Source organism: Acinetobacter sp. NIPH 298, assembly GCF_000369505.1.
GTDB lineage: Bacteria > Pseudomonadota > Gammaproteobacteria > Pseudomonadales > Moraxellaceae > Acinetobacter.
This window is the reverse complement of the sequence record NZ_KB850055.1, coordinates 820,929-834,136: the sequence shown is the minus strand read 5'-3', so window position 1 is coordinate 834,136 and position 13,208 is coordinate 820,929. Positions and strand designations below refer to the sequence as shown.

The following is a 13,208-nucleotide window of genomic DNA, read 5'->3' as shown; positions in this document are numbered from 1 at the left end:
CTATTTTTGATATGAGCGTATTTTACAACAAATATGTCCACTCAAAACTCGATTGGTCTTTTTTATCAGCTCAGCATTAAAGTACAAGTATTTACATGATCTATAAAGATTTGTGTCAATGTTCAGCTAAAATCAAAACAAAGACGCGATTGGTCGATATGCATCATTCAAAAATCTATTGACTATAAGTATGGTGATTTATCCATTCTTCTGATGTAGCCCAACCCACTGCGTCATTTAATAAAGCAACACAGGATAATTTTATGGACAAATTAATACAATGCCCTAAATGTGGTTCCACAGAAGTTGAAAAGCGTGATCATGATAAATTGCTGAGAACAACTGGTGGTGTTTTAATGACCGCGGCTGGAACTACAGCAGGCACAGTCGGGGGTGCTGCAACAGGTGCTTCTGTTGGTGCAGCCATTGGTACGGTGGCAGGTCCTTTAGGCGTGATTGTCGGTGGTACTGTTGGAACATTTGTTGGAGCGATTAGTGTAGGCATTACAGGTGGCTGGGTGGGCAATATTTTCGGAAAAAAAGCTGGGGTGATTATTGATAAGAATATTTTTCAGGATTATCTCTGCCTGAAATGCAAATACCGTTTTAAAGAAAAGAACGAATAGAGCATCGATTGAAATTAAGCAGAAAAATCAGTTAATTAGCGAACAACCCACCCTCCTATGATATTTTTAATGAAGTTCCACGCCCCTCATAATCTACACTAAATTATTGACTCACAAAATGCCCTTCAATCGTAAAAATATTTTGCAATATAATGGGCTTACAATGACCAATCACATTTAAAACTTTCTAATGCGGTCTTCCCATTTAATTCTTATTTTATTCAATCCAGAATTTTATGGGGGCTTTTATGGGGCACAATATTGAATAAAAAAATAAGCCCTTGTAAAAACAAGGGCTTATTTAGATATTTGGCGGAAGCGGTGGCCGTCAAATTAAAAACATATACTATTGATAAGTATATATAAAATAATTTATATTTAATTTTTTACTACGATTTTTACTACAAAAAATTCAATTCATTATTTGCTGCTATTTTATTAAGTGAACTCAATTTTCTTCAATGATTTATTGATTGTACATTAAGCGCAATAATTTTCAGATATAGCTTTAGGTACACTAACTGACTACTCAAGTGAACTCTATGAAAATGTACTTACTCATAAACTACCAAATGAAGTTGAAGCTGCTAACATTCTTGAATACGTAAAGGGTTGATGGCTGACTGGGATGCATATTGCTATATAAATATTAAATGTTGAGATTATTTGCATAAAATTTTAGATTCCCAAAGAATTATTATTTATCTAAAGGCATTAGAGGTAAACTACTCACAAAATAAATAAGTGGAGGTAAATAGCCTCCACTTAAGAAGAAAAATCTTAGCATGTAATTTTATTAAATTTCGATCTGACTACCTAACTCCGCTACACGATTGGACGGGATCTGATAGAAATCACTGACTGGGCGTATTACGCAGCATTGAAATAAACAAATGCTCACGCCAAGGTGCCAAACCATCACCCACATTGTGTATAATACTCTCACGCGGGACAAAGAAGCTAATCTGCATTAAATCATATTCAAATTCTAATATTGTCTTCAAAAGATAGGATGCTATATAGTGCAATATATCATTCCCTCCAAAAATTTTTCAGCAAATCTATTTAACTACAACTTGATCATTGTTTAAGTAATCCAAGCAAATGAGTATTGATACAGCACTCACAAGCTCTTCAGAGTATCTAGATCAAATCATAGAATCAAAAAACGAGCTCTTCAATACTTTTTAATTTATTTCATGGAAAATATGAACGACCACCCAATATGACGTGTTTATGTATTAAAATACCTTTAATTATTAAAAAATAATAACCTTGTTATAATTTATACTTTATTTACGCAAATTTTACGATAACTTTATTACAAATAAATGAGTGAAAATTTAATATACATCACTCAAATTTCTATTATTTCATAGAGGATATTATGAGAAATTCTCATAAATTATTAGTTTTGATCTCAGCCCTACCATCTAGTTATACATTAGCATCAGAAAACTCTGAAAATATAAACTTTAAATTATCTGGGAATGCTTCACTCGCAAGTGAATATCGCTGGCGTGGTCAAACGCAAACAAAAAATGATACTGCTTTCCAAGGAAACTTTCTCTTAAACCACTCATCTGGATTCTATATTTCAGCATTTGCATCAAATGTAGATTTTGGCGATGAAGCACATCTAGAGCTAGACCCTTTTATAGGTTATAGCACCTCATTTAATATGGGTAAAAAACAACCAACACTAGATGTAGGCATGCTTAGATACAATTATGTTGGCAAAAGTGATTTAAATTATAATGAATACTATATCAAAGTTTTTCTTACAAATTTATTAAGCGAAAATGACAATTTCATTCCTAGTATAAGCTACACAAACAAATATGGTGGGGAAGCAATGAGCAAAAATCTCGGTGAGGATATAAATAATTGGTACTTTAACATTTTATATACGACCCCTTTTGCTCAATCTAACTTTGGCGCAATTGCAAACTTAGGCTACTCAAAAGCGAATAAAGAAATTTATGGCGGAAAATCAGAGAATAATTTTTATGATTGGAAAGTTGGAACAACTTACAACTACAAACCAATGAATTTAAGTGCAGAGTTAGCCATTATTGGTACAAATATAGATACTAGTGGATTTACAGAAACTAATAAAAAAGGTGTTAAAAATGCTGCTGTATTTACTTTAACAAAATATTTTTAGAGCCCACTAATATAGTTTCAGATAATTAAAAAATTTGCTAGATGCCTATTTGCATATAAATACAAGTAGGCTTCTAACCTTTAAATTAGTTTTTTTGATTAGATTTCAACAAACTTTCAATTTCACTTCGATCAAAACCTCTCTCTTTCAAAATTGCAAAAATTAATTTCTGCATCTTTTTTGAAGCCGTTGAATACTTCTGTGCTAGTTTTTCTGTATCAATCATTTGTAAATCGTACTTCGCAAACAGATCTTTTGTGAGTTCCTGATTTTCAATCATATCCTTAGAGGAACTTAGACTATGGTACATCGTAAACTCCTAGATATCCCAATTTTGTTCAATCGCTGTAATTTGATTATAAATATTCTGATATTCAGCATATTTAACCGTACACCATAAATCAATAAAATCTTTTCCAAGATATTCTTTTATAATATTATTTCCCTTAAAAAGTGCTAAAGCTTCTAACTGATTTGTCGTTAAAAAAATATGTTCTTCTTTACGTTTTAACTGATTAGCTTGCTTAGGAACTTCTAAGTTTTGAGTTAAACCATGTAATGTCCCCATTAGAATCATTGCGACTGTTAAGTAAGGGTTACAATCAGCTCCAGCAACACGATACTCTAAGCGTTGGTTAGCAGTATCTGAACATGGTATCCGAATCGCAACATTACGATTATTGACGCCCCAATTTGCTTCTAAAGGAACATGATTGCCAATTCTAAATCGTCTAAATGAATTTACATTGGGTGCATTGACTGCCATTGAAGAAGGTAACAATAGAATAAGTCCACTAATTACTTTTAACAACTGGGGTGATAATAAATCTTTTACTTCTGTGCTAAAAATATTCTGTTGATTCTGATCTAAAATACTCATATGAAAATGCATACCACTACCAGCTTTATGCATATCAGGTTTTGCTAAAAAACTTGCACTCAAGCCATGCTTTAATGCGACCTGTTTTACTGTTCGTTTCAACAACATCACTTGATCACATAATTCCAGCACATCATCACTATGCCGTATATTAATTTCATATTGCCCAGAGGATGACTCAGCAACCACCCCTGTAATATTAATACCTTGTAAAACTGCTATACGTTCGACTTCGTCAAGGACATCTTGATAACCACTTGGTGTATTGATATCAAAACACTGGCTATTAGTCGCAATCTCACTCTCTGAGCCATTATTATTGAAAAGGTAAAATTCTAGTTCAGCAGCCATACAAGGGTAATAATTTTTCTCATGTAATTTGCTCAATATACCCTTTAATAGATTTCTAGGTTCAAATTGACAATCACACTCATTATCTTTCATTGTTAGGAACAATTGTGCATTGTGTTCAGGGTCTGTTGGACAAGGTTTTAAACTACCTAGTATTGGCTTACATAAGAAATCTGGCTCTCCAATAAACTTACCCAAACCAGTTTCTTCTATTACTTTACCATCCAGACTCATTGCATAAACAGATAATGGGAAATAACAACCATCAGCTAATTTATTTAAACAACTTATGTCTATACGCTTTCCTCGTATATGACCATTAATATCATGCAAACAAATATCAATATGTTTAGTGTTTGGATAAGAGCAAAGATAATTTTTCACCTCTTCTAAAAACAAAGCACTTTCTACATTATTTAAAGATTGAGTATTAAATGGCATTTCAATTTTAATACTTTTCTCTTTATTTTTTAACATGAGTGCAGTACTCATAATTTTAAACCTTACTAACTTTGGTATAAATACGATAAATTAGGGCAAGCTTAATGTAACGTAAAAAGATCGTAAATTTTATAAAGTATTTAAAAAGAAAAGTTATAAAATATCATAATGTAGAAAACCGTAACCCTATACCTGCTATAGTCGCAATATATTTTGGTGTAACAGCAGAATCCCCAATTTTGGTTCTCAGTTTTTTCACCAAGATGCGTAGATAATGAGTATCTTCTTCATGGGTACTTCCCCACAATTCTGTCATAATTTGCTTTTGTGTAACCACTTTACCTTGATGGCTTATTAATAATGCTAAAAGCTGGAATTCTTTTTTACTTAAAGCAATTTCTTGCCCAGCCAATTTTACGACATGCTCTACCACATCAACAAATAATGTCCCATCATCAAAAGTGTAAGCTTGCTCCATCTGTAGCGGCTTAGTCCGAAACATCACTCGAATGCGTGCACACAGTTCCTGAATGCTAAACGGTTTGGTGACATAGTCATTAGCACCCGCATCAAGCAATTTAATTTTTTGATTTTCATCAGGACGAGCTGATAACACAATCACAGGAATATCTGACCATTGTCTCAACTCAGTCAAAACTTCCAATCCATCCATATCAGGTAAACCTAAATCTAAGATCAATAAGCTAATACGTTGTGTCACCAAAATTTCTAGGCCTTTCAAGCCATTTTCAGCCACCTGCACCTGATAGCCCTGCGCACGCAAAGCAATATCCAAAAATCTACGAATTTGCGGCTCATCATCAATAATAAGAATTGATACTTGATGGTTCAATGTTTGTGGCATAAACGATGATTTTAATCCTGATCAAGTGGTAATCGTATCTTAATTAAAGTACCTTGACCATGTGTCCCAGCCAAAGCCTCTATACTCCCCATGTGTGCGCCAATAATCGCTTTTACAATTGAAAGACCCAACCCTGTTCCTGTTTTACCGCGATCTCCTCTCTGCATGGTATAGAACATGTCAAAAATCTGCTCACGTTCATCTTCAGGAATACCAACACCTTGATCTTCAATCTCGATCTGTAAATAGGTTTCGATCTGCTGAATATTCACTTCTATAGGCACATTTTCTGGAGAAAATTTGGCTGCATTTTCTAAGACATTAAAAATAGCTTGCTCAATCAAGGCAGGATGCACATAAAGCTGAGGCAAATCATCTGCTAAAGTCACGTTGATTTTGACATTCGGCTGATAACGTTTAAGCCGTTGCGTTGCAGAGCCAATCAGCTCATCCACACCAATCCAGTCTCGAGCCAAAGTGAGTCCCTGATGCCCTAAGCGAGTCATATCAAGTAGATTTTGAATATAACGATCAAGCCGTTCCCCTTCAATGTGAATGGTGTCTAATAATTCATGGCGATCACTTTCAAGCATCTGTTCGCCATAATATTTTAAACTGTCCGCTGAGCCAATCATTGCAGCCAACGGTGAACGCAAATCATGTGAAACGGATGAAAGTAAGGCTGAACGCAGCTTCTCCGTTTCAGCCACCACACGAGAGTTTTCTAACTGCAATGATAACTGTACACGTGAAGCAGTTTGAGCAATGTCATCAATCATCAACTCAACTAGGCGTTGTTGTTCAAAATCAATTCTTTCAGGATTTTGATTAAATCGAATGGCAATGACACCATACCCACCCACTAGATTCAGTGAATTAAACCACCATTCAGATTGGGTTAATGTTTTAGTAAAACGTCCACATGATTGCACATTTTTCTGAGTCCAATTTGCAGCGATCTGATCTTTTTCATTAAATAAAGTGGCATCGCCTAATTCAAATGTTCCAATTCTAAGCCAAACGGCTGCATTTAAAGCACTTTCCAAATGTTGCTTTGCAACTGTCATGACCTGTTCAATATCCACACAACTGGAAAGTTTACGTTCTAATTCTTGTAATTGTAGCGCAATAGAATTTGCAGCACGTAGGCTAAGCACCTGAGCACGTAATTGATTGGCTAAACGCCCGACCAATAAAGCTGAAACGATAAATGTGATAATAGTAATGACACCACGCTCGGCACTGATTCGAAAGGTAAATCGTGGTTCGATAAAAAAGTAGTTATAGAGTAGAAAACAAATAAAAACGCTCATAATCGTAATGAGCATGCGTGCCCGCATTGCGACCAGCAGCACCGCCACAATGAAAATTAAGGCTAAATCACTATAACCAATAAACCGATCACTGATTGCCGCAACCATAAGACCGAGCAGAACTATTGCAATACTTTCAATGACTTCTCGTTGATTAAATACTAAGCCCTGTTCTAACCAAGCATGATGAGAGAGATTGATCATTGCTTTATGGTCGCTATGTATTAACGTTAATGGCTGAACAAAAGTAATCTCAAAAGGATGTTGTTTTTCTAAAAGCTGATCAGCAATATGATCTGAAGATAAGCGTTGCCATAATGATTTTTTAGCGCTCTTGCCCAATAAAATATTAGATGCGCCATAATCATAAGCAGCCTGTAAAATCGTTGCTGCAATTTGATTGCTATACAATAAATAGGTATCTGCACCCAACTTACGTGCCAAATTAAATGCTTTAGTAACAGCAAAAGTTTGCCTGTTTTCAATTTTGCTTTTTTGAATTGAGATCACACTCCAAGTCGCATTTCTCCTTTCAGCAATTCGATGTGCTCGTCTGACTAAATCATCTGAAAACTCAGTTCCATCAATGGCTAACATCACATGATTTTGAATCGGAATAATTTGTCCTTGAGCTACAAATTTCTCCCGATAATCAATATCCACCTGTCCTGCAACTGTTTGAATTGCAAGGTCTCGTAAAGCTGTGAGATTGGCTGGCTTAAAAAAGCCTTGCAAGGCATGTGGAGCGACATCCGCTAAATAAATTTTGCCATGATTCATACGCTCTAATAGTTCAGGTACAGGAAGATCGACCAGCCGAATATCTTTTAATCTTTTTAATAATGCATCAGGCACGGTTTCTGTCACCCGAATGCCCGTAATTTGATAGACCACATCATTCAGACTTTCAAGATGCTGAATATTCAATGTGCTATACACATCAATACCTGCATCTAGTAACTCATTCACATCTTGCCAACGATACTCATGACGGCTATTGGGCACATTTCGATGTGCGAGTTCATCGACCAAAACTATTTCAGGTTTTAACTTCAGAATTTGATCAAGATCCATTTCATCTAAAAATCGATCTTGATATTCAACAGTCCTTTTAGGAACAACATTCAGCCCTTGAATCAAAGCTTCTGTATCAGCTCGACCATGCGTTTCGACCACGCCCACCAGCACATGATGACCTTGTCGCATCAACTCATGTGCTCTCGACAACATGGCAAAGGTTTTGCCCACGCCAGGTGCCGCCCCCAAGAAAATGGTTAAACGTCCAGATTGTTCACGTTGGCTATGTGCCAACCATGCATCTGCTTTGTTATTTCGGTCGATCTGCATAGGTTAAGCTCTATCAACGTGAGGTTGATGATAATTGATCTAAAGCGATGTTGAGCTGAAGCACATTGACTCGTGCCTGCCCATACAAGCCCAATTGAACAGGTTGAATCTGTTGTTGCACTAAATCTCTGACTTTCTGCTCGGATATAGCACGTTGTTGTGCCACACGTTTCACCTGTAATAGTGCACTTTCAGGTGAAATATCTGGATCAATCCCGCTACCCGATGCAGTGATCATCTCTGGTGGTACTTGTTGCTCAAGGATTTGATTGTTTTGAGCAAACTGCAAGGTTCTTTCTTTAATTTCCTTTTGCAATTCAGGATTAGACACTGCCAAGTTACTCCCCCCAACCGCATCCGCATCATACGCGATGGCACTTGGACGAGCATGAAAGTATTGATCACTCGCAAAGTCCTGTCCAACCAAGCTTGACCCGACAATTTTTCCATTTAACTCGATAACACTACCATTAGCCTGTTTTGGAAATAACAATTGAGCCAAAGATACACTCACACTGCAATACAATACGCCTGCAATCAAGAACCCAACCAACACTAAACCTAGGCTAGACCGAAAGAGTGATTGTGGCTCAGAAGATAGCGGGAAATTTTCTAATGTATTCATGATGTACTCCTAAATCCACAACGACACAACAAGGTCAATCAATTTGATGGCAATAAACGGAAAAACCACACCCCCTACGCCATAGATCAGCATATTACGACGTAACAATTGCAACGCACTGGCAGGTTTAAATTGCACTCCTTTAAGCGCTAAAGGAATCAACATCGGAATGATCAGTGCATTAAAAATCAATGCAGAAATCACCGCACTGCTTGGACTACCCAACTGCAAAATATTCAAGACATCAAGCTGAGGAATCGCAACGGCGAACAGTGCAGGCAAAATCACAAAGTATTTAGACACATCGTTGGCTAAAGAAAATGTGGTCAATGCACCGCGGGTAATCAATTGCTGCTTGCCAATTTCTACCACATCAAGCAGTTTGGTTGGATCAGAATCTAGATCAACCATATTTCCCGCTTCTTTTGCAGCTTGCGTGCCAGAGTTCATTGCCAAACCAATATCTGCTTGTGCCAAAGCGGGTGCATCATTGGTTCCATCGCCAACCATTGCGACCAATTTCCCTGCGGCTTGCTCTTTACGAATACAAGCTAATTTATCTTCAGGTCGAGCTTCAGCAATATAATCATCCACGCCTGCTTCAGCGGCAATTGCGGCTGCGGTCAAAGGATTATCCCCTGTTACCATGATGGTTTTAATCCCCATCTCTCTCAACAATGCAAAGCGCTCTTTAATCCCTTGCTTAATCACATCTGAAAGTTCAATCACACCTAAAATTGTATGATTCGATGCAACAACCAATGGTGTTGCGCCTTTAGACGCGACTTGTTCTACACGGGCTTTCAGCTCAATATTGTCTTTAATCTCTTGCTGGGTAAATTTTAGAATCGCATCCACTGCGCCTTTGCGAATTTTTTGCCCTGTCGCTAAATCAACCCCAGATAACCGTGTTGAAGCACTAAACTGAATAAATTCTGCGTCTTTAGGTTCACGGATACTTTCACCCATTTCTTTACCTAAACTCACGACAGATTTACCTTCAGGCGTTGGGTCAGCAAAAGACGTGAGCATTGCTGCTTGGCGTAATTCACTTGGACTCACACCAGCCAATGGGTAAAAAGCGGTTGCTTGGCGATCACCATAGGTTATTGTGCCTGTTTTATCCAACAGCAATACATCAATATCACCAGCAACCTCAACTGCCTTACCTGACTTCGCCAATACATTGGCTTTTAAGGCTCTGTTCATCCCTGCAATCCCAATCGCAGGCAACAAACCACCAATTGTTGTTGGAATGAGACAGACCAATAACGCAATCAACATTACCAGACTGATTTTGATCCCAACCATAGAACCAATAAACGGTAATGTTGCAACCACAACAATAAAAGTAATGGTCATGATGTTCAGTAAAATACTCAGCGCAATTTCATTCGGTGTTTTTTGACGATTTGCACCCTCAACCAAAGCAATCATGCGATCTAAAAAACTATTGCCTGCCTCATTACTGACACGAACAATAATTTGATCTGATAAAACTTTGGTACCCCCAATCACACCTGACCGATCCGTATTGGCTTCACGTAATACAGGTGCAGACTCACCTGTCACCGCCGACTCATTAATGGTGGCAAAACCTTGAATGATTTCACCATCTGCAGGCACGATTTCACCAGCTTTGATGATCACCAAATCATCTTTTTTTAATAAATTTGCAGAAATCACCATTGGAGTAGCATTTAGATCAGCAATTTTATTTGCCGTTAAGTTTTCACGAGCTTGGCGTAAAGAAGATGCCTGTCCACGTCCTTTGGCTTCTGCTACTGCTTCTGCATAATTGGCAAACAAAACGGTTACCAATAAGATCAAGCTGAGTAAAATACCAAATCCAAAACTGGTGCTCCCCATCACAGTTGCCGCGATGGTTAACACCGTTCCAATCCAAACACATGCCATGACTGGATTTTTAAAAGCGTACTGTGGCAATAATTTATGGAAAGTTTGCTGAATAATTTCTTTATTCAAAATATCCATTTGTTGTGTCGCATTTGAATGTTTCATTGTTGTCGCTCCACGCTTAAACTTTCACAGATAGCACAGATAAATAATCGGCAATTGGTCCAATGACCAACACTGGCATGAATTGCAATAAGGTCAAAATCAACACGATCCCAATCAAGGTCAACGCAAAGGTTGGGGACTCGATATGTAAAGAGCCTTTAGTTTCCGCTGCTTGTGGTTTGGTTGCCAAACTCACTGCGATTAAAACTGGAATGATGAGGACGCTATAACGACCTGCCAATAAGGCCACACTGGCACTGAGATTCCACCATATAGTGTTGTCGGCTAAGCCTTCAAAACCAGAACCATTATTGGCAAACGCAGACACATATTCATAAAACACTTGGCTAATACCATGCGATGCAGGATTTGAATTTCCTGTTAAAGATGGGAAAGCGATGGCGATCGCCGTCAAACCAAGAATCACCACTGGTTGTAAGAGAATGACGAGTGCCAATAACTTAATTTCAGTGACTTCAATTTTTCGTCCAAATAACTCAGGCGTACGACCTGTCATCAAACCCGCGATAAATACGGCTAAAAATAGATAGATAAAAAATTGTAATAGACCACAACCAATCCCACCCCAAATGGCATTGATTAGCATATTGCATAACTCAACCAAACCCGTTAATGGCGAAGCTGAGTCATGCATCATATTGACCGAACCATTATTCACCTGTGTAGTTAAACTTCCCCATAATGCAGAGGCTTCAGCTCCAAAACGAACTTCTTTACCTTCCATTAGCGCCGTATTTGGAACCAATGAAGATTTTTCAGTCCATAATGTGAATACAGTGGAAGCCAATGACATCAACAACATCGTACCCAAAATCATCCACATTAATTTTTTGCGTTGGACAAAGCGACCAAGCATAAATACAACCGACATTGGGATTAGTAAGATCGCAAGCATCTCCAGCACATTGGATAATGGCGTTGGATTTTCTAAAGGCACACTACTGTTTGGACCATACCAACCACCGCCATTACTGCCTAATTGCTTGATCGCCACCATCGGTGCAACTGGACCCAATGGAATATGTTGAGTTTTGACTTCCGTGCTTTGATCCAAGACTTGTGCTGTTGGACCCGCCGAGAGTGTTGCAGGGACACCTTGAAATGTAAGCAGTAAAGAAAAAATTAAACTTAATGGAATAAAAAATCTAAATAATGGTCGGATAATATCCATCCAATAATTACCTAGATTAATCGTATTCCAGTCTTTCTTATCTGCACCTTCTTCTCTGCCTGATTGCAGGAATAAAGCCCTTAACATCGCAGCAAGCAATGCCAGCCCAATAATTGGCGACAAATATTGCAATCCCACAATGGCTGTCATTTGTGCAAAATAAGACAGTTGTGCTTGCCCTGAATAATGCTGCTGATTGGTATTGGTTAAGAAAGAAATCGCTGTATGCACAGCCAAGTCCCATTTCATGTTTGGAATGTTGTCAGGATTGAATGGCAACCACGCTTGAGTCATAAAGACGGCAACACTCGCCACCACCAGTAAGATATTACTGAGCACAAAAGCCCCAAAATATTGACGCCAATTCATACCTACTTGTTTCACATTCAAAATAGCGTAAATTGGTTGTTCGATCCATTTAAAGAAACGATCGCTTTTCATTGGTTGAGCTTGCATCACATCTGCAAGATAGCGTCCTAATGGATAAGCTAAAACCAATGCAAGGATAAATACGGAAATAAATTCCCACATAGCACATGCCATTTAAAAAAATAAGTCAGTACTAGTATGGAAAATGACTGCGTAAATTCTCTATATCTAAAATGGCAAACAGCGTAAATTTTCTGTAAAAAATTAATCAAAAGACTAAATTTAATGTAATGAACTTTTAACCTTGCCAGATTGTACTGTAGACTTTGGCAATCAAAACAATTAAGACTTGAAGAAATGGCCTTATTTGCAATTATTGGATTAGGAAGTTTCGGTACTACCATAGCTACAGAATTGATGAGGCTAGATCATGATGTGATTGGTATAGATACAGAAAAAAAATATGTTGAGAATATTTCAAATAAGATTACACATGCTGTGATAGCTGATGCAACTGATGAACACGTGCTAGAAGAATTAAATATTCAAAATTGTGAAGCTGTAATTGTAGCTATAGGTGAAGATATCGAAGCGAGTATTTTATGTGTTTTGAATTTAAAAAACTTAGGTGTTACAAAAATTTGGGCTAAAGCTAAGACAAAATCTCACCATACAATTCTATCTCATTTAAATATCGAAAAAATTATCCACCCAGAAGAAGATATGGGGATTCGAATCGCACAATCTTTAAATTATCCTATGGTAAGTCGATATATGTCTTTGAGTGATGATCACTTTATTGTTCAAATTCCTATTCAAGAAAACTTTTTTCAAGATAATATAATTAAAAACATTTATAGATTTCCAGAAGTTAAAATTTTATTAGTTAAACGATTTAAAGATGTATTCTATACTATAGATCGAGACTTCCCATTAGCTGAGGGAGACACTCTTATTCTAGAAGGGCCACTCGCTAAACTTAAAATAATTTGTGAATTAATGATTTAAAG

General features: G+C 37.3%; 10 protein-coding genes and 2 pseudogenes. 4 read left to right on the top strand and 8 right to left on the bottom strand.

What is annotated here, in order from left to right:
- Positions 1 to 263: 263 nt before the first annotated feature.
- A complete protein-coding gene (locus tag F903_RS09005) occupies positions 264 to 626 on the top strand; it encodes a hypothetical protein (RefSeq protein ID WP_005196406.1) in 363 nt (120 codons plus the stop codon).
- Positions 627 to 1,146: 520 nt separating this feature from the next.
- Positions 1,147 to 1,286 (top strand): annotated as a pseudogene (locus tag F903_RS16960) (integrase); the annotation flags it as partial.
- 136 nt (positions 1,287 to 1,422) lie between these two features.
- Here the strand turns inward: F903_RS16960 and F903_RS16420 are convergent.
- Positions 1,423 to 1,618: pseudogene (locus F903_RS16420) on the bottom strand (KUP/HAK/KT family potassium transporter); the annotation flags it as partial.
- Positions 1,619 to 2,013: 395 nt separating this feature from the next.
- Between F903_RS16420 and F903_RS09000 the strand changes: the two are divergent.
- On the top strand, positions 2,014 to 2,793 hold the full coding sequence (locus tag F903_RS09000) for a TorF family putative porin (protein WP_005089530.1): 780 nt from the start codon (positions 2,014 to 2,016) through the stop codon (positions 2,791 to 2,793).
- An 85-nt stretch (positions 2,794 to 2,878) separates the two neighbouring features.
- Here F903_RS09000 and F903_RS08995 read toward each other — a convergent pair whose 3' ends face one another.
- The 7 genes from F903_RS08995 to kdpA all read right to left on the bottom strand — a co-directional run bounded on the left by F903_RS08995 (position 2,879) and on the right by kdpA (position 12,360).
- Positions 2,879 to 3,103, bottom strand: a complete 225-nt coding sequence (locus F903_RS08995) for a hypothetical protein (RefSeq protein WP_005089529.1) — start codon at positions 3,101 to 3,103, stop codon at positions 2,879 to 2,881.
- A gap of 9 nt (positions 3,104 to 3,112) precedes the next feature.
- Complete coding sequence (locus F903_RS08990; protein ID WP_005089528.1) at positions 3,113 to 4,516, bottom strand: glutamine synthetase family protein; 1,404 nt, start codon at positions 4,514 to 4,516, stop codon at positions 3,113 to 3,115.
- Positions 4,517 to 4,628: 112 nt separating this feature from the next.
- Positions 4,629 to 5,330 (bottom strand): response regulator, encoded by a 702-nt coding sequence (locus tag F903_RS08985; RefSeq protein WP_005196405.1) that lies wholly within the window; start codon positions 5,328 to 5,330, stop codon positions 4,629 to 4,631.
- An 11-nt stretch (positions 5,331 to 5,341) separates the two neighbouring features.
- Complete coding sequence (locus F903_RS08980; RefSeq protein ID WP_005196404.1) at positions 5,342 to 7,990, bottom strand: sensor histidine kinase; 2,649 nt, start codon at positions 7,988 to 7,990, stop codon at positions 5,342 to 5,344.
- Positions 7,991 to 8,003: 13 nt separating this feature from the next.
- Positions 8,004 to 8,615, bottom strand: coding sequence for a potassium-transporting ATPase subunit KdpC (gene kdpC / locus F903_RS08975; RefSeq protein WP_005089524.1), 612 nt, complete (start codon positions 8,613 to 8,615; stop codon positions 8,004 to 8,006).
- A 9-nt stretch (positions 8,616 to 8,624) separates the two neighbouring features.
- Positions 8,625 to 10,637: a potassium-transporting ATPase subunit KdpB gene (kdpB, locus tag F903_RS08970; protein WP_005089522.1), complete on the bottom strand. Its 2,013-nt coding sequence runs from the start codon at positions 10,635 to 10,637 to the stop codon at positions 8,625 to 8,627.
- A gap of 16 nt (positions 10,638 to 10,653) precedes the next feature.
- Complete coding sequence (gene kdpA / locus F903_RS08965) at positions 10,654 to 12,360, bottom strand: potassium-transporting ATPase subunit KdpA (RefSeq protein WP_005089520.1); 1,707 nt, start codon at positions 12,358 to 12,360, stop codon at positions 10,654 to 10,656.
- Between the two features lie 195 nt (positions 12,361 to 12,555).
- On the opposite strand from kdpA, the gene F903_RS08960 reads away from it, so the two are divergent.
- Positions 12,556 to 13,206 (top strand): potassium channel family protein, encoded by a 651-nt coding sequence (locus F903_RS08960; RefSeq protein ID WP_005089519.1) that lies wholly within the window; start codon positions 12,556 to 12,558, stop codon positions 13,204 to 13,206.
- Positions 13,207 to 13,208: the final 2 nt, after the last annotated feature.